A 25,081-nucleotide genomic window follows, 5' to 3' on the forward strand; every position below is an offset into this window, starting at 1 on the left:
ACAAGGGCCGTAGTGTAACAACTTACGCCTTTTCTTGCAGAATCAGAAAAAGAATTCCGGGATATGGCCGCAGGAAATCACGATTGTTTCGGATTCCTGCGTGCCATTCCCGGCGTATTTTTTATAGCGATGCGCGCGATGAAGCGTCGCGTGTTACTGGGCGCCTTCGGTCCACGAATTCACGCGGTCCGCATGGGCCGCGATCCACGCATCGGCGGCCGCTTCCGGCTTCGAGCCGTTCTGGATCGCGAGCATCACGCTGTCGATCTCGCCCGGTTTCCACTGGAATTTCTTCAGGAACGCGACGACCGGCTTGGCCTTCGTTTCGAGCTGCGGATTCACGACGCTGTCGACGTGCTCCGCGCCGCCGAACACCTTCTTCGGATCCTCGAGGAAGCGCAGCTTCCACTTCGCGAACATCCAGTGCGGCGCCCAGCCGGTCACGATCACCGGCTTGTTCGCACTGACGGAGCGCGACAGCTCGGCCGTCATCGCACTGCCCGAACTCGGCATCAGCGTGTAGCTGAGGCCATAGCTCTTGATCGCTTCGTCGGTCTTGCGCATCACGCCCGCACCTGCGTCGATGCCGACGATCCGGCCGCCGAAGCTGCTCTTCTCGGCGTTCAGATCGTCGATGCTCTTCGCCTTCACGTAGGCCGGCACGATCAGGCCGATCTTCGCATCGGGGAAATTCGCGCCGACGTCGACGACCTTGGCCTTGTACTCATCCCAGTACGAACCGTGCGTGACCGGCAGCCAGGCCGACAGCGTCGCGTCGAGATCGCCGCGCGCCACGCCCTGCCACATGATCCCGGCCGCGACCGGCACGAGCTTCACTTCGTAGCCGAGCTTCTTCTCGATGACGCGGGCCGCGACGTTCGACGTCGCGACGCTGTCGTCCCAGCCTTCGACGTAGCCGATTTTCAGCGTCGGCTTCGTATCCGCAAGTGCTGACGCGCTCAGCGCCACCATGGCCGACACCGCGCCCGTCCACAACAGTTTTCCGAACAGCTTCATGGTCGATCTCCTTGATATGCGCTCACCGCGCGTTGCCTCTCTAGGTTCTTCAACCACAAATCCGCGGTATCGTTCTTTTCCGACGGATGCTTGTCCGGACGCGACGCGCCCGGACAGCCGATGGCTTGTTTGCTTATTTGTCGATCACGAGATCCGACAGCGGCTTGCTGCAGCACAGCAGCACCATCCCCTGGTCGATCTCGCGCTGGCGGATGCCGCCGTTGTGCTTCATCTCCACCTGCCCCGACACGAGCTTCACCTTGCAGGTGCCGCACATGCCCTGCGTGCACGACGCCGGAAGCCGCACGCCCGACTGGCGTGCCGCGTCGAGCACGTGCTGCTCGGAGCCGCACGAGATTTCGCGGTTGCTCTTCGCGAAGCTGACCGTGTACTGCTTGGTCGCGACGTCGCCGCCGTCGGCGGCCGGCACGAGTTCGGCGAGCACCTCGTCGCTCGCGGTCTGCGCGAGCGTTTCGAACGAGAAGCTTTCCTCGTGATACTGCTTGCGGTCGAAGCCGGCTTCGTCGAGCAGGTCGCGCACGGCCTTCATGTACGGCGCGGGGCCGCACGTGAAGATCTCGCGCTCCATGAAGTCCGGTGCGATCAGCTTCAGCAGCGGCAACGTCAGGAAGCCCGTGACGCCCGGCCAGTTGGTGCGTGCGCCGACGCGCTCAACGACGAACGACGTGCGGAAGTTCGTATGGTTCGACGCGATCAGGTCGAGCTCGCGCGCGAAGATGATGTCGTCCGGCGTGCGTGCGCTGTGCACGAACAGGATGTCGCGATCCTCGGCGAGATCATGGTGCGCGCGGCTCATCGACATCAGCGGCGTGACGCCCGAGCCGGCCGACAGAAACAGATATTTGCGCGCCGGATGCCGTGCGCACGTGAATTCGCCGGCCGGGCCGAGCACGCGAACCGCCGCGCCCGGCCGCAGGTTGTCGTGCAGCCAGTTCGACACCTTGCCGCCCGGCACGCGCTTGACCGTGATCGAGATCGTGTGCGGGCGCGCCGGCGACGATGAAATCGTATAGCAGCGGTTGATCGTTTCGCCTTCGATGTCGAGCTCGAGCGTGATGAACTGGCCCGGCTCGAACGAAAACGCACGGCCTTGCGGCGAACGGAAGAAGAAGCTCTTCACGTCATGGGTTTCCTGCCGAACCTGGCAGCACACCAGCGTTTCCTCGACGTCGCTCGTCCAGCGCTCCGGAAGCGCGGTCCAGAACGCCGGGTGCGTCACGCGGCTTTCCGCCGGCTCGAAATTGGCCGCATCTCGCATCATGCCAACCTCCGCCGGGCCGCCCCAAGGAGGTTGACCGCCCCCTCGGGGGGCAGCGAGCAAAGTGAGCGTTGGGGTTGTTTCATCATTGACTCCGCTTGCTGTCCGCTTGACTACTACGCGCCGGTTTTTTCGGCGAGCCGGCCGATGTACCAGGCCGAGAATTTTTCGACGAGACCTTCCGTGAACGGCGAATACGGGCCCGGCTCGTACGCGCTGCTGGTCGCGCCACGCTGCGAGAATTCGACGAGCGCGCGATCCTGGTCGTTGGTCGCGTTCCACACGGCCGTCAGGTTCTTCACGTCGTAGTCGATGCCTTCCTTCGCGTCCTTGTGCACGAGCCACTTGGTGCGCACGAGCGTCTTGCCGGCCGACAGCGGAATCACCGAGAACGTCACGATGTGATCGCTCATGAAGTGGTGCCACGAGTTCGGCTGCGTCCAGAACGACAGGCCGCCGAGGTCGGCCTGCTCGAACTTGCCGAGCAGCTTCTTCGAGGCGATCTTCGCGTCGAGCGTCTGCGATTCGCCGTGGCGGTCGAGCGGCAGGCGCTGCGTGCGGAAGCCCGTCACGTCGAGCAGCTTTTCGATTTCGGCGGACGGCAGGCCCATCTCGGCCCACTCCTTGCCGCGGCGTACGCAGGTTTCCGCGAACGCGTCCATGCCTTCGGCGTTCGCGTCGGAGCGCTGGTAGCCGAAGCCGTATTCGTACAGCGAGATCGTCAGCTCCGGATGGTTCGCGACGCAGTGATAGCACTCGCGGTTGTTCTCCATCGTGAGCTTCCAGTTGCCTTCCTCGATGATGTCGACCTGGGCGGCGATCTTCGTGTTCGGCAGATCGTGCGGCAGCAGGTACGGCTCCATCTCGGCGCGCAGCTGCGCGAAATCGACCGGCGGCTCCTCGGCGAGGCAGACGAAGATCAGCCCCGCGAGGTTCTGCACGTGCACCGACTTCAGGCTGTGCTTGCAGCGGTCGAACTTCTCGCCCATGTGCTCGGCGAACATCAGCTGGCCGGTCAGGTTGTAGGTCCAGCTGTGGTACGGGCACACGATGTTGCCGACCGAGCCCTTGTCTTCGTTGCACAGACGCGCGCCGCGGTGACGGCACACGTTGTGGAACGCGCGAATTTCCATGTCGTCGTCGCGCACGATCAGGATCGAGTCGCTGCCCAGTTCCACGGTCACGTAGTCGCCCGGCTCGGGAATGTCCGGTTCGACCGCTACCTGGATCCAGTGCTGGCGGAAAATCGCCTCCATGTCGAGGGCGAAGATTTCCTCGCTCGTATAGAACGGCGCCTCGAGGCTGTGGCCTTCCTTGCGTCGCGCGATCAGTGCACGAATGTCTGCCGATACTTTCATCGTTTGCTCCGGATTCCTTGCATCCCTGGGGTTCTTGCCGACAGGCACCAAATTCAGTAGTCGATGAGTTGATGCTCGCGCAAATACGCGAGGATCACTTGTGCTTTTTCGACTGAACTCCCTTCATTTACGACGTTGCCGCCGCGGCTTTCGGTCGTCGTCGCGGACAGCATCCGCGCATGCCCGGAGCGCTTCTCGGCGGCGACCAGTTTTACGGGTTTACGCTCGATCGCGCCGACCTTCCACGGGGCCGCATCGGCGTCCGCGCCGGTCGCCGTGAGCAGCGGGCGGATCGCGCCGGCCCGCAGCCGCGCATACGCGTAGCGCGGCTCCACGTTGGCGAGCGGATGCACCGCGACGACGGCCGGCAGCGCCGCGTCGACGCGCCGCCGCAGCCCTTTCGGCAAGAATTGCCTGACCGCCGCGCGGCCGCCGTCGACCGTCACGTCGACGGCCGAGCCGACGAGCGGATAGCCGAGCGTCGCCGCGACGCGATACGGCAGCATGCCGGTGTCGTACGCACCCTCCGCACGGGTGCCGGTCAGCACGAGGTCGTACCCTTCGACGCGGGCGGCCAGCGCATGCGCGGCATCGTCGCCGTCGCGGCAGGCCAGCACCTCGACCTGCCTTGCGCCGAGCGCGAGGTATTCGGCAAGCGCTTCATTGGCGGGGTCTCCCGCATGGATCACGTCGAGCTGGGCCCGATGCTTCTCCGCGAGCTGGCGGCCGACCTCGAGCGCGGCCGCGTCGTTGCGGCTGTAGCGCGCGGTGCCGCTGACCGGGTGCCGGCCCACGGACACGAGCACCGCGATGCGTTGCAACTGGCGAGGGGCGTTCATGCTGCGACTCCTTCGGATTCACGGGCGCCGACCGCGGTCGACGATTGTCCGCGCGACGCACGCGCGGCCTGCACCTCTTCGATCAGCGCGGCGATCGTCGCCTGCGCATCGCCCACCACCGTCAGGTTCGCGCGCTTGGCGATCGGCGCACTGCCGTCGAGGTTGACCGCGATCACGTGACGGCAGTCCTTGATCCCCTGCAGATGCTGCACCGCGCCCGAGATGCCGAACGCGATGTACACGCTGGCCTCGACCGTCTTGCCGGTCGCGCCCACCTGCTTGTCGCGCGTGAAATGGCCGTTGTCGACCGCGACGCGGCTCGCGCCGATCGCCGCGCCGAATGCGCCGGCAAGCCGCTCGAACGCGCCGATGTCGGACACGCCGTTACCGGCCGACACAATGAAGTCGGCTTCCTCCAGCGCGACCTGCGCCGCGTCGATTTCCTCGAGGCCGAGATCGCGGTACGGCTGCGCCGTGTCGTCGGCCGGGCGGATGAAGTCGGCGGCCAGGCGTTCGCCCGCGCCGACGAACGGCAGCTTCGCCTCGACCGCGTTCTGCGCGAGCAGGATCACGTCGGGCAAGCCGCGCGTCGCGAACGCACGGCCGGCGTGCGCATACGCGCCCACATGCTTCGCGTCGATCTCGACCACGTGGGTCGCGACGCTCGCGCCGGCGGCCGCTGCGTAACGCCGGCCGAGATCGCCGTCGCCGGTGGCGTTGTCGGGCACGAACACGTGCTTCGGCGCGAGCGCCGCGGCACAGGCCTGCAATGCTTGCAATTCGCTTTCGGGCGCGAATGCGCGGCGGTCGAAGCCGGCCAGCTCGATCAGCTTGTCGACACCGAGTTCCGCGGCGTCATCCTTCAGTTCACCGAACGCCAGCAGCGCGACCTCCGTCTGGGCGTCGGCCAGCACCGCGGCGGCGGCAATCGCCTGGCGCGAATGGTCGTCGAGCGCGCCGCGCTCGGTGTGCGCCACCACCAGCATCACGTGCTTCGGGTCCTGCACCGCGCGGCGCGGCTTCGCGGCCGCGGCGCCATGACCGTGCGCGGACCACTGCGCGGCGCTCGCGTCGGCGCTGCCTTCCTGGCCGAGCGTGATGCGCTTCAGGCCCGCGGCCGTGATGATGAACGGCCGGCGCGGATCGATTCGTTTGATCGTGTTCATCGATTCACTCCAGCGAGGCGGCAACGAGTTCGGCCACGTCGAGCACGTCGGGGCGCGGGCCCACGACACCTTCGAGCATCGCCGTGCAGTTCGGGCAACCGACCGCGACCACGTCCGCGCCGATGGCGCGCGCGTCGGCGATGCGGATGTCGGGAATACGCTGCTTGCCGGGGATGTCGGTCAGCGGCGCACCGCCGCCACCGCCGCAGCAGCGCCCGCGCATGCCGTTGCGCTCCATTTCGACAACCTGGATGCCGATCGTCTTGAGCAGCTTGCGCGGCGATTCCGTCTCGCCGTTGTAGCGGCCGAGGTAGCACGGGTCGTGATACGTGGTGCGCTTCTCGCGCAGCGCCTCGACGGCCTTCGGCGCGATCTTGCCGCTCTCGGCCAGCTCTGCCAGGTAGGTCGTGTGATGCTTGACCGTCACGCGCAGCCCGAGCGCGCGGTATTCGTTGCGCAGGCTGTGCATCACGTGCGGGTCGGCCGTCACGATCTGCTTGTACGACAGCGTGCCGAGCGTACCGATCAGGCGCTTCGCCATCCGCTGGAACGTCGCTTCGTCGCCAAGGCGCCGCGCGACGTCGCCGGTATCGGTCTCGGTCCCGCCGAGCACCGCGTAGTCGACGCCGGCCTTGTTCAGCACCTTCACGAACGCGCGCAGCGTACGCTGGTAACGCATGTCGAACGCGCCTTCACCCGCGACGAACAGCACGTCGACCGGCTTGCCCGGCTGCGCGACGGGCGCGCTCAGGTCGACCGACCAGTCGTAGCGCGCGGCTGCGTCGTAACCGCCCATCGTGCCGGTCTCGCGCAGGTTCGCGAGCACTTCCTGGCCCTTGCCCGGCACCGTGCCGTGCACCAGCGTGCGGTTGCGGCGCATGTCGACGATCGCGTCGACGTGCTCGATCAGCATCGGGCATTCCTGCACGCATGCGCGGCAGGTCGTGCACGACCACAGCGTCTGTTCCTCGATCAGGCCGGACACGATCGGGCCGTTCGGCTCGCCGCGATGCTGGCCGACCGCGAGGCCCGGCGTCGGGCTGCCCGCGTAGGCCGCATCGGTGCCGCCCGCCATCCCGACGACGAGATCCTGGATCAGCTTCTTCGGGTTCAGCGGCTGGCCCGCGGCGAACGCGGGGCACGCGGCCTCGCACTTGCCGCACTGCACGCACGCGTCGAAGCTCAGCAGCTGGTTCCAGCGGAATTCGACCGGCTTCGCGACGCCGTATTCCTCGTGCTCGATATCCGGCAGCTTGAGCGCGGTCGGGGGCGTTGCCGTGCCGTTGCCCGTGAACGAATCGCGGGTAGCCGCGAAACGCTCCTGGCGCGGGTGGAACGCGAGGTGCAGCAGGCCGGCGATCGCATGCTTCATCGGGCCGCCCTTCGCGGCGCCGATGGTCATCGTGAATGCGCCGGCGCCGATCAGCAGCGCGCAGAGCACCGCGAACGCCCCCGACATCGCGCCGGTCGGCACGACCATGAACAGCACGAGGCCGAGCGCGAACGAGCCGAGCAGCCAGGGCAGCGCGTTCCACGGGCCGCGCGACAGGCGGGCCGGCACGTTCTTCGCCGCGCGGCGGCGCCAGACGAACACCACGCCGACGAGCATCGCGAGCGCCGCGAGAAAGATCAGCTTGTCGAGCCACGGCGAGTAGATCGCGAGGCCGTAGTTGACGAACACCAGCGCGAGCGCACCGATCGCGCCGCCGGCGGTCGCGACGTGGGTCTTCGCGATGTACGGGTCACGGGCGACCACATGGTGCAGGTCGACGAAGTAGCGCTTCGGGATCGCGAACAGGTTCGCGACGCCGAACGAGCCGGGCGCCGTGGCCCGGCCGAGACGCCAGTATGACGAGCGCTTCGCGACCGCGAACGCGAGCCCCGCCACCGACAGCCACAACAGTGCGGTAATGAGGAAGGACGGATTCATCTTCAGAAATCCTTCACGAGACGCAGCGAGTCATAGATCGCGCCGTGGACGTTGTGCATCGAGATGCAGTCGCCGACACGGAACAGCAGGAAGCGGCCGTTGCCGAGTTCTTCCGACAGGCACGGCTGCGGCTCGGCCGCGAACAGCGTGTGCGGATCGATCTGGCCGCGGTTCACCGACTCCGGCTTGAGCTTCCAGTACAGCTCGTCGTTCGGCGACGAACCGTTCTCGATCACCACCTGGTCGACCGCGCGCTCTTCCAGTTCTTCGGTGTACTCGTTGCGCAGCACGGCGATCGTCTTGCCGTCCTCCTCGTAGACGCGATCGAGCATGGTGTTGGGCGTCGGGATCACGCCGAGCGCATACAGGCGGCGATAGAAGATCGGGAACGTCGTGCCGCCGCAATCGTCGGCCACCTTCACGTCGGGCGTGACGACCTCGACCTTCGAGCCACGGCTCGCCATGAAATCGGCGACGCCCGCGCCCGCATGGGTGCTCACGCCGTCGAACAGCAGCACGTTCTGCTTCGGTTCGACCTTGCCGGTCAGGATGTCCCACGAGCTGACGGCCAGGCCCTCGGCCACGCCCCAGCCCGGCACCTGCCACGTGAAGCTCGAACCGCCCGTTGCGAGCACGACGATGTCCGGCTTCTCGGCCATGATCATCTTCTCGTCGGCGGCGACGCCGAGGCGGCGATCGACGCCCAGGCGCTTGGTTTCCATGTCGAACCAGCGGATGATCCCCGACATCTGTTCGCGCTGCGGCGCCTTCGCGGCGATCATCACCTGGCCGCCCACTTCGGCGTTCTTCTCGAACAGCACCACGTCGTGGCCGCGCAGCTTCGCGACCCGTGCGGCCTCGAGCCCCGCGGGGCCCGCGCCGACCACCACCACCTTGCGCTTCGGGCCGCGCGACTTCTCGATGATGTGCGGCATCGTCGCTTCGCGCGACGTCGCGGCGTTCTGGATGCAGAGCACGTCGAGGCCGTTGTACTGGCGGTCGATGCAGTAGTTCGCGCCGACACACTGCTTGATTTCGTCTTCGCGGCCATCGCGGATCTTGATCACCATGTGCGGATCCGCAATCTGCGCGCGCGTCATGCCGACCAGGTCGATCATGCCGTTCGCGAGCAGGCGTTCGGCCTGGCCCGCGTCGCGAATGCTCTGCGCGTGCATCACGGGAATCTTCACCACCGACTTGATGCCGGCGGCAAGGTGCACGAACGGCTCCGGCGGCAGCGCCATCGGCGGCATGCAGTTGGCGATCGTGTTGTGCGTATCGCCGCCCGAGCCGACCACGCTCAGGTAGTCGATCAGGCCCGTCTCCGACATCGCCTGCGCGATTTCCTTCAGCGCTTCGTGATCGAGGCCGTCCTCGTGGAATTCGTCGCCGCACATCCGCAGGCCGACGCAGAAGTCCTTGCCCACCGCCTCGCGCACGGCCGTCAGCACTTCGATGCCGAAGCGCAGGCGGTTCTCGAGGCTGCCGCCCCATTCATCGGTGCGGTGGTTCGAACGCTTGCTCCAGAACTGGTCGATCAGGTGCTGGTGCGCGGCGGAGATCTCGATGCCGTCCATGCCGGCCGCCTTCACGCGCTTTGCCGCCGCCGCGAAGTCGCCGATGATGCGGCGTATTTCCTCGATCTCGATGATCTTCGCGTTGCCGCGGTGCACCGGCTCGCGCACGCCCGACGGCGACATCAGGTGCGGCCAGTGCTCGCCGTGGAACGACGAGCGGCGGCCCATGTGGGTCGCCTGGATCATGATCTTCGCGCCATGCTTGTGCATGGTGTCGGCCAGGCGCGTGAGCGGGTCGATGATCTTGTCGTTCGACAGGTTCACCGACTTCCACCAGCCCTGCGGGCTGTCGATCGACACGGGGCTCGAGCCGCCGCAGATCGCGAGGCCGACGCCACCCTTCGCCTTCTCTTCGTAGTAGCGGATGTAGCGGTCGCCCGGCAGGCCGCCCGGCTCGGCATACACCTCTGCGTGGGCGGTGCTGACGATCCGGTTGCGCAGCGTCAACTGGTTCAGCTGCATGGGTTTGAACAGGTGGGGATAACGCATCGCAGGCGACCTCTGGCGTTCGAATGTCTCGTGTTGCGGGTGTTGTTGTGTTGCTGTGTCGGATCGTCAGCGCGTCAGTGCGCGAGCGGCGACACTTCGAAGACGCAGTGGTCGTGATGCTCGGCCGCACACTGCACTTCCTTCGACTGCGCACGCGGCGCGCCCTTGCCTTCCGGCGTCGTGTCGTTGACCCAGTCCATCGCGCCGGCGAACCAGCCCGCGAACATGTAGCAGAGCTTGCCTTCCTTGCCCGGCTGCTGGAGCACGAACGACGAGTGGCGCAGCTCGATCTTCGCGCGCGCGCTGGCCGGATCGGCCTCGATGATCGAGAACAGGCCCCAGCCGCGTTGCGACAGGCGCTTCAGGTAGTGCTCGAACACGGCCATGCCGGTCAGCCCGTGCAGCTTCGCTTCCTTGTCGCACCAGTGGTATGCGGACTTGTAGCCGGCCTTGTAGAGGATCTCGGCATACGCATCGACGCCGAGCGCTTCCTCGACCGCGACGTGATTGTTCGTGAAGAAGTGGCGCGGCACGTACAGCATCGGCAGCGCGTCGGTGGTCCAGACGCCGGTATCGGGATCGACGTTGATCGGCAGTTGCGGTTGCATCGTGGTGACTCCGTGAGGAAAATTGGCCGCGCGGCTCAGGCGCGACATCGTCCGCGTGCCCGCGCGGCTTGCACGGGCACGTCCCGATTTTTCTTGTGTTGAATCGCGGGTGGCGGTTCGGGTGGGCAGGCGCTTACGCGCCCCACACGTCCTTGAACACGCGCACCCAGTTCTCGCCCATGATCTTGCGGATGCGCGACTCCTTCCAGCCGTGGCGTTCCATCGCCGCGGTCAGGTTCGGGAATTCGCCGATCGTGCGGATGCCGTCCGGGTTGATCACCTTGCCGAAGTTCGTCAGCTGGCGATAGCGGCCCTTGTCATGCGTCAGCATGTCGAAGAATTCCTTCGCGAAATCCTGCGTGAAGTCCGTGCCGATGCCGACCGCGTCTTCGCCGATCAGGTTCACGACGTAGTCGATCGCCTCGATGTAGTCGTCGATGTTCGCCTCGATACCGCGCTTCAGGAACGGCGCGAACATCGTCACGCCGACGAAGCCGCCGGCGTCGGCGATTTCCTTCAGCTGCGCGTCGCTCTTGTTGCGCGGATGTTCCTTCAGGCCCGACGGCAGGCAGTGCGAGTAGCACACCGGCTTCTTCGAGAACGCGATCGCTTCCGACGACGTGTTGCCGCCCACATGCGACAGGTCGACCATGATGCCGACGCGGTTCATCTCGGTGATCACTTCGCGGCCGAAGTCCGACAGGCCGCCGTCACGCTCGTAGCAGCCGGTGCCGACCAGGTTCTGCGTGTTGTAGCAAAGCTGCACGACGCGCACGCCCATGTCGGCGAACGCCTCGATGTAGCCGAGGTTGTCCTCGAACGCGTGCGCATTCTGGAAGCCGAGAATGATCCCGGTCTTGCCTTCCTTCTTCGCGCGGAAGATGTCGTCCGTGGTACGCACGAGCGTCAGCAGCTCGCTGTTCTCGCGGATCTTCTGCTTCATCACGCCGATGTTGTCGACGGTCTTGGTGAAGTTCTCCCACACCGATACCGTGCAGTTCGCGGCCGTGATGCCGCCACGGCGCATGTCTTCGAACACCGGCTTCTCGAACTTCGAGATGTTCAGTCCGTCGATGATGATGCTGTCCTGATGCAGCGTGCTCATATCTGCCTCTCGCTCCAGTCTTGCTTTTGTGGGGGTCGTCGATCAGTAAATCGGGAAGCGCTCGCAAAGCGCGAAAATCTCGCGGCGCACACGCTGTTCGGTCGCGGCGTCGCCTTCCGGGTTCGCGCGCAGCGCGTCGAACACTTCGAGAATCAGGCGGCCGACCTCGCGGAACTCCGCGACGCCGAAGCCGCGCGTCGTGCCGGCCGGCGTGCCGAGGCGGATGCCCGACGTGACGGTCGGCTTCTCGGTGTCGAACGGAATGCCGTTCTTGTTGCAGGTGATGCCCGCGCGCTCCAGCGCCTGCTCGACCGGCGCACCCTTCAGGCCCTTCGGACGCAGGTCGACCAGCAGCAGGTGGTTGTCGGTGCCGCCGGTGACGAGATCCACGCCGCCCGCCTTCAGCACTTCGCCGAGCGCCTGCGCGTTCGCGAGCACGTTGTCGATGTAGGTCTTGAAGTCCGCGTGCAGCACTTCGCCGAACGCGACGGCCTTGCCGGCGATCACGTGCATCAGCGGGCCGCCCTGCAGGCCGGGGAACACGGCCGAGTTGATCTTCTTGGCGATCTCTTCGTCGTTGGTCAGCACGAAGCCGCCGCGCGGGCCGCGCAGCGTCTTGTGCGTGGTCGACGTGACGACGTGCGCGTGCTCGACCGGGTTCGCATGGCGGCCGGCGGCGATCACGCCCGCGATGTGCGCCATGTCGACCATCAGCTTCGCGCCGACGCTGTCGGCGATCGCGCGAAAGCGTGCGAAGTCCAGTGCGCGCGGATACGCCGAGAAGCCGGCGATAATCAGGTTCGGCTTGTGCTGGTGCGCGAGCTCTTCGACCTGGTCGTAGTCGATCCGCATCGTGTCGCGGTTCACGCCGTACTGCACCGCGTTGAACCACTTGCCCGACAGCGCCGGCTTCGCGCCATGCGTCAGGTGGCCGCCGGCGTCCAGCGACATGCCGAGCACCGTGTCGCCCGGCTTCGCCAGCGCGAGCATCACGGAGCCGTTCGCCTGCGCGCCGGAGTGCGGCTGCACGTTCGCGTAGCCGGCGTTGAAGATCTGCTTCACGCGCTCGATCGCCAGCGCCTCCACTTCGTCCGCGAATTCGCAGCCGCCGTAGTAACGCTTGCCCGGATAGCCTTCCGCATACTTGTTGGTCAGCACCGAACCCTGCGCCTCCAGCACCGCGCGCGACACGATGTTTTCCGACGCGATGAGCTCGACCTGCGACTGCTGGCGCTCGAGCTCCTTCAGGATGGCGCTGCGCACCGGCGCGTCGCGCTCGGCAAGGGGCTGCGAGAAGAAAGGCTGGGTGTTCGACATAGTGCGTCCGTGACGAAGAATAAAGGGCGTGAAACCGAAGCTCGAGGCCCGCCAAACCTGGGTTTCCAGCGCATCCAGTGCAAGGCTGCCGACGGCTCTATTCTTGTCGTTCGGATTTTCGGCGGATTGATGAATTTAGACGCGTTCTTGGCCTTTTCCGCCATGCGCGTCCGTTTTGTACAAGTGACCGGTCGTGCTTTTCCGCATGCGCGATCACGTCGCCGTTGGCCGTTCGCTTTGCACAAGCACTTCGGCGGTGCCTGCGCTGTGCATCCGGGGTGCAGCGCGGCCCGCTTACGGTGCAGTGCAGCATGGACGTCGAGCCCATACAACGTATGGAGCTAGGGTTTAGCCGTATGGCACGCTTGTTGCGCTCGCTCACACAATACGGCAGCCCGATCCGTGCCCTTCGGGCGAAAAGCTATTAGAGATTCAAGGAACGCCCCCCATGTCCCCCGACCGTACAGCGTCGCTGTCCCACTTCGCGTTCATGCCATTGCCGAATTTCACGATGATCGCGTTCACCAATGCGATCGAGGTGCTTCGGATGGCGAACTACCTGAGCGGACAACCGCTCTACCGCTGGTCGGTGATCAGCCCGGAAGGCGGACCGGTCACGGCGAGCAACGGACTCACGGTCGACACGGGGCCGGCCGAGTGCGTGGGGCAGCCGGACATCGTCTTCGTGTGCGGTGGCGTGGACGTGCAGCGCGCGACGACGCCCGCCCATCTGTCGACGCTGCGCCGCTTCGCGCGCATGGGGCTGCCGCTCGGCAGCCTGTGCACGGGCACGTATGCACTCGCGAAGTCGGGGCTGCTCGCGGGCTACGCGTGCGCGATCCATTGGGAGAACATGTCGGCGCTGAAGGAAGAGTTTCCGGACACGCGCTTCCTGAAGGAACTGTTCGTGGTCGACCGCGACCGCATCACGTGCACGGGCGGCGTCGCGCCGCTCGACATGATGCTGAACCTGATCGCCGCGCGTGTGGGCACCGCGCGCGTCACGCAGATCGCCGAACAGTTCATCGTCGAACACGTGCGCGACACGAGCGCGCAGCAGCGGATGCCGCTCGTCGCGCGGCTCGGCTCGGCGAACAAGTCGCTGTTCGAGGTGATCTCGCTGATGGAGAACAACATCGAGGAGCCGCTGTCGCGGGAGGAACTCGCGCGGCTTGCGAACATGTCGCAGCGTCAGCTGCAGCGCCTGTTCCGCGAGCACCTCGGGATGACGCCCACGCACTATTACCTGACGCTGCGGCTGCGCCGCGCGCGCGAGTTGCTGCTGCAGACCGACATGTCGATCATGCACATCACGATGGCGTGCGGCTTCCAGTCGGCATGCCACTTCAGCAAGAGCTATCGCGACGCGTTCGGCGTCGCGCCGACGCGCGAGCGCCGCAAGCAGGTCGCGCCGCTTTCGAAGGGGCAGTCGGCAGGCACGTCGCTCTCGCCGCTGGCGTTGCATGCAGGCCCGGTTCACGCCCCTGCGTGAACGCGCCCGCGCCACGCGCACGGCATTTTCCCGCCCGATCTAGCGGCGATACTGACTACCGTCGAAGCTGCCGAGATATTGCCAGTCCGCGTTGCTCGTCCAGTCGATCGGAAAGTACCCGAAACGGGAATTCAGGAGCCTGAAGTAATCGCGGGTACTGCGATACGGGTTGTCGTAGCCGTAGATGTCGCCAATCACGCCCACTCGCGAGTCGCTCCACGTGCGCATTGCCGCCTTGCGCTGCCTGGCGAGCACCGTCAGATCGAACGCACGCGACGGCGAATACGATTCGCCGTTGTAGCTGCCGAGATAGCGCCACGCTGCGTTGCTCGTCCCATCGATCGGGAAATAGCCGTATTCCGGAGCAATCAGCCGGAAGTAGTCGCGCGTGACGCGGTACGGATTCGAATACACGTACAGGTCGCCCGCCGTGCCGCGCCGGCTGCCGCCCCACTTCCGCAGCGCGCCGTTGCCGAATGCGCCGAGCATCATCGCGTCATATAGCGAACTGCCGTCCCCGACGATCTGGATGGAGCCGCCGAGCGTCGTTGCGACACGACCGTCGGTGACGCTCACGCGAATCGGCGCCAGCGCGCCGGGCAGCGCATCGACGGGCGCAGTCACCACCACGCGCGGCCCCGACGCCGCGGCTGCGCGGAAGCCGGGCGGGATATCCCACTTGTATTGAAGCGGACGGCCGTTCGCGTTGGAGACTTCCGCAGCGACGGTGAAATCGCGCCCACCGGTCACGGCCTGCGGCATCACGATGCGGCCCGCCGGCGCCTGCTGGTCGAGCACGTAGGTGTGCGACACGGCATCGTCCCGGTTGTCCCACACCGGCTTGTCGAGGCTGGCGAGCCGCAACGCGGCGACGTCCGCGCGCGTTTGCGCATCGACGCGCAAACGCCATTTATCGAAGAACGGCAACAGGTCGCGACCGACCACGCGACTCGCTTCGACGACGAACGTCCGACGCTTCTGCTGATCACTCACCGGCAACTCCGCCGCGGCGAACAACCGATAGCGCTGCGCCAGCCGCGCGTGAAAATCCCGCCCGAACGCGAGATCGAGCTGCCACAGCATCGCCACGCGCACGAGCGGATCGCGCAGCGCATCGTAATCGCCCTGCGAACCGTCGAGATGCGCGCGCACCCTGTCCCACACGCGTTCGCTCACGAGCTTCGACGGCTGGCCGAGCGCGCGCTGCACATAAAGCGGCGTCAGCAGGCCTGCCGCATCCTGCTGGCCGCTCCAGCACATTGCCGGTATCCGGTAATGGACGCCCAGTTGCGACCACGATGCCCAGCCGTCACGCGTCAGCGCGTCGACGTTCAGCGCGGCCCGCGCGTCGCTCGCGCGCACGCCGAGCCAGTAATCCATCGTCGAGGCATTGCCGGCCGCGGCATCGGGCAGCGTGACGAAGTGATGGCGAAACGGCGTCGCGATGCCCGGATAGACATTGCCGGGCGCCAGCCCGTATTGCTGTTCCGCGAGCGAAACGATCCGATCCCACAGGTTGAGCAAGGGCTCCGGATCGGCGACATGATCGCGTACCGGCGCGAGCGGCATCGTCAAGATCATTCGCTTGCCGACGAGTTCCGCATAGGGTTCGTTCGACGCACGGTTCAGTATCGCCGGCCAGTCGGTCGCGCGATCCTGCCGGAGCACGAATCGTGCGATCGGACGCCCGCCGCCCGCCAGCCGGACCGCGATGCGGCCCGCGCCGGGCCAGCTGCGCGCGACGAAGTAAACCACGCCGCCGTTCTTGACGGCAACGGTATTCACTCCGGTACGAAGCACGAACCGCTGCCTCGTGACGGCGGGATCCTCCGCGCTCGCGACCGACTCGATCCAGACTTCCGGCGCCCGTTCCGGCGGCGGCCCGCAGTACGTGACCTGGATCGTCAACGTGGCATCTCGCGGCGCCCAGAAACCCGTCGACTGCACCGGGCTCGTCAGGAACGCGCGCCGTTGTCCTCGCTGCAACTCGGCAGGATCGCCGTACTGGCGGAGGGCGGCATCGCATACGCCCGGGGCGAGCCAGCGCGGCGCGGCGGCCGCGACGGCCGGAACGAAAAGCGACGCTGCCGCGACGATGGTCGCGCATACGACGCGGTGGGCTCGATGACATGGATGCTGGTTCATGATCGTTCGACCATCTCCGTAGTGGCCTGAATCCGCGCCGCCAAACGGGCGACGCCCCGACGATATTCCACGACGCATGAAGATTACCGATTCGACCGATCGGATAATATGAGACAAGTTCTAAATCGATATTGGGTTTCCGCCAAAATTGAAACCGACGCTCATTAACCGCCATGCGACGGTGGCGCGACAAGGTCGAACGATCGGACGTCATTCAGGCTGAAATAAAAAACGATATTCGAGCGAATACGTATTGCTGCCGAATCGTTTGCCCGGCGCATCAACCTGCCGCATTATTGATAATAATGTGATCGAGATCATTGCCGGACGCCCGACCTTGGGTTAGATCACGCGCGGGACAACGGCAAGCAGCCGCATACAAGGGATGTTCCGCAATGCAACACATTCGCGTCACGATATATTTTATACAGTATCGAAACGAGATCGGCATCATCCAAATAAACCGGCCAGGCATCCGCATTTCGAGATACTTTACCTATTAATTATTTAGGCCAATTAATTTATTGAAAACCACAAACCGTGACCCCGCCGATCCGCCACAAAATCCGCCATCTTTGTACCCAAACCCGACAAAACGAGAAACATTCATTGCATTTCCATGCACTGCGAATATGATCGGCACGAATTCTCACTAGAGAGGGATGGCGACATGAGCAACGATGTCGTTGCCGATCAAAACTCCGTTCCGGACGGCAGTCGAAGCGGTCCGGACATGACCGGACCGCGCGCCAGGGTCGGCGCGTTTCTGCGAGATGGCTTTTCGCTGCCGCAGGTCGAGGGGTTCTGTTTCTGTCTGACGCAGTTGCGGCTCGACGCAGAAGACACTGCGTCGACCGGCCGACGGGCGGAATATGAATTCGTGATGCTGTCGACGACGGGCGGCCCGGTGCGCTCGTCGTCGGGCATACCGGTGTGGACGCAACGGCTGTCGACTCAGGCCAGTCACCTCGCCTGTATCGTCGCGTTCGAACCCGTGATCGACGCGGGCCAGCCGCGCCCGCCCGCCATCGTTCCTTGTGCGCACGACGCAGCCGCCGCGGCCGACGATACATGCAACGCCGCGCCCGCCAACGACCCCGAATTCCGTGCGGCGGACAATGCGCTGTCGGCCGCGCTGGCAGCGCTCGATGCGGACAGCGCAAAGCGCGACGCGTGCATCGGCCCGCGGCATGCGATCGCGGACCCCGGCAGCGCGCCGACGCTCGACGCGCACGTCAGCCACCGGATTTGCCTGTCCGCGAGTTGGCTGCGCAACAACCACATGAAGCGCATCTCGATCGCGGAAGCCGCGGCGGTCGCGCGAATGAGCGAGCGGAATTTCGTGCGGCGCTTCAAGCAGGAAATCGGCGTCTTGCCGTCGGAATTCATCCGACGCATCCGCCTCGACGAAGCCTGCCAGATGCTCGCGCACAGCGACCTTCCGGCCGACAAGATCGCACGGCGCACCGGCTTCAGCCGCGGCAACCAGATGGCAAGAATCTTTCGCCGGTACCTCGAAATGTCACCGACCGAATATCGGCACACGATGCGCACGCCCGTCGATTCCTCCGCCCGGTAAGCATCGCAACGCCGATCGCCCCTGGCCCCACGTCGATCGCGATCGATCGCAGTCCGGCCCCGTCGCGAACATCCTCGCCGGCCCCTGCCGCATCGATCTTCGACGCAATGGCCGCAACCCGCCGCGCTCGACAGCGCTTCACGCGACAGCGTCGTCGTTACCCGACGATCGCCGCGCGCTGCTGCGCGCTTTCTGCAGGAGCACAACCGATGGACCCGATCCGTTCCCGCTCTTCCGTCATGCCACGCATCGTCGATCTGTCGATGATCGTCTCGGGCGCCATCGTTCCCGTCGCCGTCGGCATCGACGCGGAAGCCAACGCGCAGGTCGACGGCATGCCGGTCGCGCTCGCGGCCGCATTCTCGCTGTCGGTGTTTCCCGCGTTTGGACTTTACGCGCACGATCGACGACGTTCGGCCACGCGGCTGCTGAGCAGCACCGTCGTCGCGTGGGGCGTCGTGCAAGGCTGCTGCGTCGCCCTCCTGCTCGCGCTGAATCCCGAACCGACGCTGCCGTCCGCGTGGTTCGCATGCTGGACGCTCGCCACCTGTATCGGCCTGCTTACCATCCGTGCGCTCGCGCTCGCCGGCTTCGACACCGATCGGTATTACGCGACGGCAACGTCATCGACGAATCGCGGCCGCGCGCTCGTGACCACGGCGGCGCATGCCAGCCGCGCATCGCATGTGGGCGGCATCGCGAAACGCGTGTTCGACCTGATCGTCGCAACCCTCCTAGTCGTGCTGCTGTCGCCGGTGCTTGCCGTCATTGCGCTTGCGGTCCGGCTCGACGGCGGCCCATGCCTGTACGCTCACGTGCGGATCGGGCATCGCGGGCGCGCCTTCCGCTGCCTGAAATTTCGCACGATGAGGCCGGATGCCGACCGCCACCTGAAACGGTTGCTGGCCACCGATCCGCAGGCCCGCGCGGAATGGGCGCGCGAGTTCAAGCTGAAGCACGACACGCGCATCACGGCGATCGGGCGCATCTTGCGGCGCACGAGTCTCGACGAGTTGCCGCAACTCGTCAACGTCATACGCGGCGACATGAGCCTCGTCGGCCCGCGCCCGGTCGTCAGCGCCGAGCTGCCGCGCTATGGTTCGGACATCGCGTACTACCTCGCGGTGCGGCCGGGCATGACGGGCCTGTGGCAGATCAGCGGCCGCAACGACATCGGCTACGCGTCGCGCGTCGCGCTCGACGTGCGCTACGTGTGCACGTGGTCGATGGGCGGCGATCTGCTGATCCTGGTCAAGACCATCGGCGCGGTTGCGCGCGGCACGGGAGCCTATTGATGGCGTCGCCCCCACGTACGAGCCGGCTGCCGTACCGGTCGATCGCGCTGCTGCTGGTGAGCGCCGTGCTGGCGGGATGCATCGCCGCGCCGGGCATGCACATGCAATTGCCGCCGACGCTCGCCGCGGGCGCGTCGGCCGCATCGCAGGATCACGCGCCGGCGAACGCGCCCGTCGCCCTTCCCGTTCACGACATCGGCGCCGAACTGATTCACGCGACGAAGCGCAACAGCCAGCGCGCGGCCTCCGACGCCGCGCATCTGCTGGCCGCCGCGGACGCCGGCTACCTAGTCGGCGACGGCGACGTGCTGCAAATCGTCGTATGGGATCATCCGGAACTCGCGCAGGCGTCCGGCCCGCATTCGTCGGCGCCGGCACGCCCCGCCGACGCTCCCGGCGGCTTCGTCGTCGATTCCGACGGCACGCTGCAGTTTCCGTACGCCGGCACGTTGCACGTGGCCGGACGCACGGTCGGCGACATTCGCGGACTGCTCGCCGCACGGCTCGCGCAATGGTTCCGCAATCCGCAAGTCACGGTGCGCGTCGCGTCATTCCGATCGAAGCGCATCTATGTCGAAGGCGAGGTTCGCGAGCCCGGTTCGTATGCGCTGAACGATACGCGCACGACCCTGCACGATGCGATCGGCCGCGCCGGCGGCTTCTCCGCACAGGCCGATCAGAGCCGTGTCTTCATCGCGCGCGACGGCAAAGAGGTGCGGCTCGACCTGTCCGGCGCGGCGCGCGCCGAACACGATCCGGCCCGCATCGCGATGCAGGACGGCGATCGGCTGCGCATCGCGTCGCGCGACGATGCCGCGGTGTTCGTATTGGGCGAGGTCAACAAGCCCGGGCGCGCCGTGCCGTCGCGCACCGGCCGCCTCACGCTCAACGATGCGCTCGCGCAGGCCGGCAGCATGAACCAGTCGACCGCCGATGCCGCGCAGTTGTATGTCATCCGCGGCTCGGCGCGCACGGCACCCGACATCTACCGGCTCGACGCAACGTCGCCTGTCGCGCTCGTGCTCGCGAATCAGTTCGAGCTCGAACCGCAAGACATCGTCTACGTCGACGGCGGCGGTCTCGTTCGGATCAATCGCGTGCTTTCCCTGTTGATGCCCGCGATCAACGCGGGCCTGACGGCGGCGATCGCAACCAAATGACCCGCTCACCCGATTCGTATCGCACGATGCGCCGGCCGGTCGAGCGCGATGGAGCGCGTCGATGAGCGACGCTCGCGACGGCCGCCGCGCACGCGAGCCGTTTTCCGACGGCACGCGATTCGTCGCGACTCTCGAAACGCTGTTCGACGGCAGACGGACAATTGCGGCCACGCTATGCGCGTCGCTATTGGCCGGTACGATATACATCGTCGCGACACCGTCCGTCTATCAGGCCGAAATTCTCGTCCAGATCGTCGACAGCAGCGAGGCGGGAACCGCACGCAGCCTGCTCGGCGAGGTCTACACGCTGTTCGACGTCAAATCGACCGCGGCGGCAGAGACGCAGATTCTGGCCTCCCGTCTCGTGCTGTCCCGTACGGTAGATGCGCTGAACCTGTTCATCGACGCGCGGCCGCAACGCTTCCCGCTCGTCGGCGGCTGGATCGCGCGGCAAACGGCCGGCCTGTCCGAACCGGGCATCTTCGGCTACGGCGGCTACACGTGGGGGCAGGAACGCATCGACGTCGCCGGTTTCGACGTGCCGCGTGCGTATCTCGATCAGCGCTTCACCGTGACGCGGATGGGCGCCGATCGCTATCGCGTCGCCGGCCCCGCGCTGCCCGCACCCGTCGACGGGCGCATCGGGCGTCCCGAACGATTTCCGGTTCCGGGCGGCGACATCATCTTGCATATCGCATCCCTCGACGCGCGCGCCGGCGCGCGCTTCGCACTGGCGCGCCATTCGCGCACGCGCACCATCGAGCGGCTGCGCGCCGACGTGAACGCATGGGAAAAGGTCAAGCAATCGGACGTCATCGTCGCGACGCTGCGCGGCAACGATCCGGTGCTCGCCGCGCGTATATTGAACGAGATCGGTAGCCAGTACGTCGCGCTGAACACCGAACAGCGATCGCTCGAGGCCGCCCGCTCGCTGTCGTTTCTCGAGCGGCAGGAGCCGTTCCTGAAGGCGCAACTGACCGAATCCGAAGCGCGGCTTACCGCGCTGCGCAACCAGCAGGGAAGCATCGATCTCGCCGAGGAGGCACGGATCGCGCTGCTCAGGACGGCCGATGACGCATCGCGCCTGATCGAACTGCGGCAACGTCGCGAAACGCTGCTGTCGCGCTACGCGCCCGGTCATTCGGACGTGCTGGCGATCGATCGGCAGATCGCCGATCTCGATCGCGACCGAATGCGGGCGGAGGAAAAAATCCGCCGCCTGCCCGATCTGCAGCAGCAGGTGTTGCGCCGCATGCTCGACGTGAAGGTCAATACCGACCTTTACACCGCACTGCTGAACAACATTCAGCAACTCCAGCTCGTGCGTGCGGGCAAGATCGGCAACGTACGGCTCGTCGATGTCGCGGACGTCCCCGAGGAGCCGATCGGTCCGAGAAATAAACTGATCGTCATCGCGTCGGCGCTGTTCGGCGTCGTCGCCGGATGCGCGTGCACGATCGCACGCACGATGCTGCGCCGCGGCGTCACCGACGCGCGCGCGATCGAGCATCACGTCGGTGTTCGCGTGCTGGTCAGCGTGCCGTTCAGTACGGCCGCGCACGCGGCCGCACACACACCGGCCAACAATGCGACCGAGTGCGCCGACGATCCCGCGATCGACAGTCTGCGTGCGTTGCGCGTGATGCTCGAACATCTGCGCCCGGGGCCGGAGCGCCGCATCGTCGCCGTGACCGACGCCGCCGAACATGCCGGCGCACGCTTCGTCGCGACGCGCCTCGCCCGGATCTACGCGGCAGCGGCCGCCCGCGTGCTGGTGCTCGACGGCGACATGCGCACCGGCCGCGTGAGTCACGCATGCGGTCATGGCCGCGCGGCCGGATTGTCGGAGATCGCCAACGATGGCCGCATGCCGGCGGAACTCGTGATCCGCGACGCCGCCAACGGCATCGATCTGCTGACGGCAGGCGCGATCGGCGGCCATGCGGCGGATCGGTTGACGACCGGGCCGGTCTGGCAGCGCATCGCGGCGTTCGCACGCGACTACGATGCGGTACTGATCGCGTGCGGGCCGACGCTGACCGCTCCGGAGGCCGCGGCGCTCGCCGGCGTCGCGGACACGACGTTGCTCGTCGCGCGCGCCGCGCATACGACGCTGAACCAGTTGGAAGACGCTGTCGATCGATTGACGTCGAGCGGCGCGAACGTCGGCGGCATCGTCTTGAACGGCGTCCATCCGCGCAAGCGGGCGGACGTCGCATCGGACCGACGCGATCGATACCGGAACCCGCAGTCATGACCTATCGCTCCCCTTCCGGCATCGGTGCGGTGCGATCGGCGAGCGCCGCCGCAACCAGGTCGAGACTCCGGGAATCGGCGATCTCGCTCGCGGGCACCGTCGTCGCACAGGCGGCGTTTTTCGCGTACATCGTGCATGTCGCGCGCGATTACGGGCCCGACGTGCTCGGCGCATTCAACTTCCAGCTCGCGACCGGCACGCTCGCCGGTACGTTGCTGGCACTCCGCTACGATCTCGCGTGCCTGAGCCATGAGCCGCGGCGCGCGTTCGGAGCGCTCGTGAACGTCGCCGCATTCGCCGCCTGCATCGCCGGCTGCTGGCTCGCGACGTCGTACGTTGCCGGGCATCCCGCATCCGCGCTGCTGATCGCGTTCGCGCTTGCCATCAACGTGCAGCTCGCGGCGAACGGTTATCTCGGCAGCTTGCGCCGCTATGCGTGGATAGCCGCCGCGAAGATCGCCGTCAATGCGCTGGCCGTGGTCGCGTTGCTCGCGCCGCCGAGCGTCGGCTTCGATGCGCGGCCCGATCCGTTTCACGTCTACGCGCTGACGGGCGCGCTGGTCGCGTTCGCGACGCTCGTCGCGATTTTCCGGCATGGCCGGCGGTGCGGGTATTCGTTTCGCATCGACATGGCGTTCTTCCGCGAGCATCGCCGCTATCCCGTCTATATCCTGCCCGCGACGCTGTGCGCGGCCGTGCTGACCTATGCGCTGTCGATCGCGGTTCCGCTGTGGTTTTCGGCGGAGGAAGCCGGCCAATTCGCCGCGGCCTGGCGGCTCGGCTTCTTCCCCGTTTCGCTGATCGGCGCCGCGCTCGGCCAGGTGTTTCGCCGCGACGCGCTTGCCGCGATCGCGCACGCCGATGCCGGTCGCGCATTGCGCGCCGCGTACACGAGCCACGCGCGCGTGCTGTTCGCGATCGCGCTGCTCTATGCGGTTGGCTCGGCCACGCTGTTCCGCCCGCTCGTCGTGCTGTGCATCGGAGCATCATGGTTGCCCGCGACGGATCTTCAGTTGCGCCTCATTCCGCTATTCGCGCTGCAGATGATCTACGTGCCGCTATCGCAGATATTTCTCGCCGTTCGCGCACAGCGCGCCGACTTCCTGTTTCAGCTTTCGTGCGGCACGGTGTCGATCTGCACGCTGCTCGTCGCCCACCGGCATGCGTTGTCGCTCGAGTCGAGCGTGAGCCTGTTCGCACTGTCCGGCACCGCGATGATGGCGCTCGGCATCGCACTGACGCATCGATACGCAACGCTTACCGACGGAGGACGAACATGAGACTGCTCGTGGTGGACTCGATGCAGCGCTATCGCTTCATGATCCGGCTTGCCACTGCGGCACGCGGCGAATTTCCGATCGTGTTCGCCACGAGCGAACCGCTCGCGCAAGTGCTGATTCGACGGGCGGGCTTCCGTTCCGTTTACCTGCGCTCGAACCGCAAGGTCGTCGCACCGGCCGGCGACGCCGGCCATTACAGCGACAATGCGATCGAAGTGCTCAACGGGAGGGTGTCGCGCGAACAGGCGCGGCGCGAATCGGCCGGCATCGCCCGGACCCTCTCCGCGCTGCTCGCGACCGAACGTATCGCGCAATGCGTGATGTGGAACGGGCAGCAGCTCGTGTGCCTGGCGATCGCCCACGTCTGCGCGGAACGCCGCGTGCCGATGAAATTCCTGGAGATCTCGAACCTGCCCGACAAGTTGTTCGCCGACACGCTCGGCGTCAACGCCCATTCGTCGATTGCACACTGCCCGTCAGCGCTCGACCACCTGCCGCTTCCCGACGAAAGCCTGCATCGCGACTGGCTCGCGCGCTACGAGCGCGACAAGGCGCGCCCGCTGCCGCAAGCGCGCACGTCCTGGCGCGCCACGCTGCAGTCCACGTTGAACTACGGCATGAAACTGGCCACGCGCGGCGTCGCGCGCAACGCCCCGGACGCGATCGTCACGCGGCCGGCAACGGTCGATGCACGACACACCGTTGCGCCGGACGCCGGCGAGCTCGCCGCGCGGCGCTACGTGTTCCTCCCGCTGCAGGTGTCGGACGATACGCAGCTGAAACTGCATTCGACAGTCGACAATCTGGGGGCAATCGACATTGCGCTGCGTTACGCCGCGCGCATCAATGCCGCGCTGATCGTCAAGGTGCATCCGGCCGAACGCAACGCGGCCCTGGTCGACGCCGTGCTCGACATGAAACGGCGCCACCGCTTCGACATCGCGACGTCGAGAACCGTCGATCTCGTGAAGCACGCGCGCGTCGTCGTCACGATCAATTCGACCGTCGGCCTTGAAGCGATGCTGTACGGCAAACAGATCGTCCCGCTCGGGCGCTGCTTCTACGGATCGTTCGACCGCGATCGGCTGCTGCGCTACATCCACGCGTTCCTGATCGACGGCGTCGATTATTTCGGCGCCGGCACCATTCCGGAACATGCCGCACGCCGCATTCTTTCGCTGGATTGAT

The 25,081-nt window shown here is 66.2% G+C and carries 18 protein-coding genes; 7 read left to right on the forward strand and 11 right to left on the reverse strand.

Features of this window, described 5'->3' with window-relative positions:
• Positions 1-153: 153 nt before the first annotated feature.
• The 10 genes from SB786_RS09940 to SB786_RS09985 all read right to left on the reverse strand — a co-directional run bounded on the left by SB786_RS09940 (position 154) and on the right by SB786_RS09985 (position 12,685).
• Positions 154-1,017 carry a glycine betaine ABC transporter substrate-binding protein gene (locus tag SB786_RS09940; RefSeq protein ID WP_410727310.1) on the reverse strand — a complete coding sequence of 288 codons (864 nt, stop codon included), beginning with the start codon at positions 1,015-1,017 and terminating at the stop codon, positions 154-156.
• Positions 1,018-1,150: 133 nt separating this feature from the next.
• Entirely contained in the window at positions 1,151-2,299 is a 1,149-nt protein-coding gene (locus tag SB786_RS09945) for an FAD-binding oxidoreductase (protein WP_410727311.1), read from the reverse strand.
• 113 nt (positions 2,300-2,412) lie between these two features.
• Entirely contained in the window at positions 2,413-3,654 is a 1,242-nt protein-coding gene (locus SB786_RS09950; RefSeq protein WP_410727312.1) for an aromatic ring-hydroxylating oxygenase subunit alpha, read from the reverse strand.
• 53 nt (positions 3,655-3,707) lie between these two features.
• A complete protein-coding gene (locus SB786_RS09955) occupies positions 3,708-4,493 on the reverse strand; it encodes an electron transfer flavoprotein subunit beta/FixA family protein (RefSeq protein WP_410727313.1) in 786 nt (261 codons plus the stop codon).
• Positions 4,490-5,659: an FAD-binding protein gene (locus SB786_RS09960; RefSeq protein WP_410727314.1), complete on the reverse strand. Its 1,170-nt coding sequence runs from the start codon at positions 5,657-5,659 to the stop codon at positions 4,490-4,492. Before SB786_RS09960 ends, SB786_RS09955 begins: the two co-directional genes overlap by 4 nt.
• A gap of 4 nt (positions 5,660-5,663) precedes the next feature.
• Positions 5,664-7,589 (reverse strand): (Fe-S)-binding protein, encoded by a 1,926-nt coding sequence (locus tag SB786_RS09965; RefSeq protein ID WP_011659466.1) that lies wholly within the window; start codon positions 7,587-7,589, stop codon positions 5,664-5,666.
• A gap of 2 nt (positions 7,590-7,591) precedes the next feature.
• Positions 7,592-9,655 carry an NADH:flavin oxidoreductase gene (locus tag SB786_RS09970; RefSeq protein WP_006756081.1) on the reverse strand — a complete coding sequence of 688 codons (2,064 nt, stop codon included), beginning with the start codon at positions 9,653-9,655 and terminating at the stop codon, positions 7,592-7,594.
• Positions 9,656-9,729: 74 nt separating this feature from the next.
• Positions 9,730-10,263 carry a DUF5943 domain-containing protein gene (locus tag SB786_RS09975; RefSeq protein ID WP_011659468.1) on the reverse strand — a complete coding sequence of 178 codons (534 nt, stop codon included), beginning with the start codon at positions 10,261-10,263 and terminating at the stop codon, positions 9,730-9,732.
• A 133-nt stretch (positions 10,264-10,396) separates the two neighbouring features.
• Positions 10,397-11,368 (reverse strand): dipeptidase, encoded by a 972-nt coding sequence (locus tag SB786_RS09980; protein WP_006749549.1) that lies wholly within the window; start codon positions 11,366-11,368, stop codon positions 10,397-10,399.
• Between the two features lie 42 nt (positions 11,369-11,410).
• On the reverse strand, positions 11,411-12,685 hold the full coding sequence (locus tag SB786_RS09985) for a serine hydroxymethyltransferase (RefSeq protein WP_175663336.1): 1,275 nt from the start codon (positions 12,683-12,685) through the stop codon (positions 11,411-11,413).
• A gap of 448 nt (positions 12,686-13,133) precedes the next feature.
• Between SB786_RS09985 and SB786_RS09990 the strand changes: the two genes are divergently transcribed.
• A complete protein-coding gene (locus tag SB786_RS09990) occupies positions 13,134-14,177 on the forward strand; it encodes a GlxA family transcriptional regulator (RefSeq protein ID WP_228891427.1) in 1,044 nt (347 codons plus the stop codon).
• A 39-nt stretch (positions 14,178-14,216) separates the two neighbouring features.
• On the opposite strand, the gene SB786_RS09995 is transcribed toward SB786_RS09990, so the two are convergent.
• Positions 14,217-16,322 (reverse strand): M60 family metallopeptidase, encoded by a 2,106-nt coding sequence (locus tag SB786_RS09995; RefSeq protein WP_410727315.1) that lies wholly within the window; start codon positions 16,320-16,322, stop codon positions 14,217-14,219.
• 733 nt (positions 16,323-17,055) lie between these two features.
• Here SB786_RS09995 and SB786_RS10000 point away from each other — a divergent pair.
• The 6 genes from SB786_RS10000 to SB786_RS10025 all read left to right on the forward strand — a co-directional run bounded on the left by SB786_RS10000 (position 17,056) and on the right by SB786_RS10025 (position 25,080).
• Positions 17,056-17,901, forward strand: coding sequence for a helix-turn-helix domain-containing protein (locus SB786_RS10000; RefSeq protein WP_410727316.1), 846 nt, complete (start codon positions 17,056-17,058; stop codon positions 17,899-17,901).
• A 209-nt stretch (positions 17,902-18,110) separates the two neighbouring features.
• Positions 18,111-19,196, forward strand: a complete 1,086-nt coding sequence (locus tag SB786_RS10005; protein ID WP_410727317.1) for a sugar transferase — start codon at positions 18,111-18,113, stop codon at positions 19,194-19,196.
• A complete protein-coding gene (locus SB786_RS10010) occupies positions 19,196-20,356 on the forward strand; it encodes a polysaccharide biosynthesis/export family protein (RefSeq protein WP_410727318.1) in 1,161 nt (386 codons plus the stop codon). The genes SB786_RS10005 and SB786_RS10010 overlap by 1 nt, the downstream gene beginning before the upstream one ends.
• A gap of 61 nt (positions 20,357-20,417) precedes the next feature.
• A complete protein-coding gene (locus SB786_RS10015; RefSeq protein ID WP_410727319.1) occupies positions 20,418-22,613 on the forward strand; it encodes a GNVR domain-containing protein in 2,196 nt (731 codons plus the stop codon).
• Complete coding sequence (locus SB786_RS10020; RefSeq protein WP_410727320.1) at positions 22,610-23,893, forward strand: lipopolysaccharide biosynthesis protein; 1,284 nt, start codon at positions 22,610-22,612, stop codon at positions 23,891-23,893. Before SB786_RS10015 ends, SB786_RS10020 begins: the two co-directional genes overlap by 4 nt.
• Entirely contained in the window at positions 23,890-25,080 is a 1,191-nt protein-coding gene (locus SB786_RS10025; protein WP_410727321.1) for a capsular biosynthesis protein, read from the forward strand. Before SB786_RS10020 ends, SB786_RS10025 begins: the two co-directional genes overlap by 4 nt.
• Position 25,081 lies beyond the last annotated feature (1 nt).

Origin of the sequence: Burkholderia sp. SIMBA_062, from assembly GCF_046534765.1 — a bacterium.
In the GTDB taxonomy this organism is placed as follows: Bacteria; Pseudomonadota; Gammaproteobacteria; order Burkholderiales; family Burkholderiaceae; genus Burkholderia; species Burkholderia ambifaria.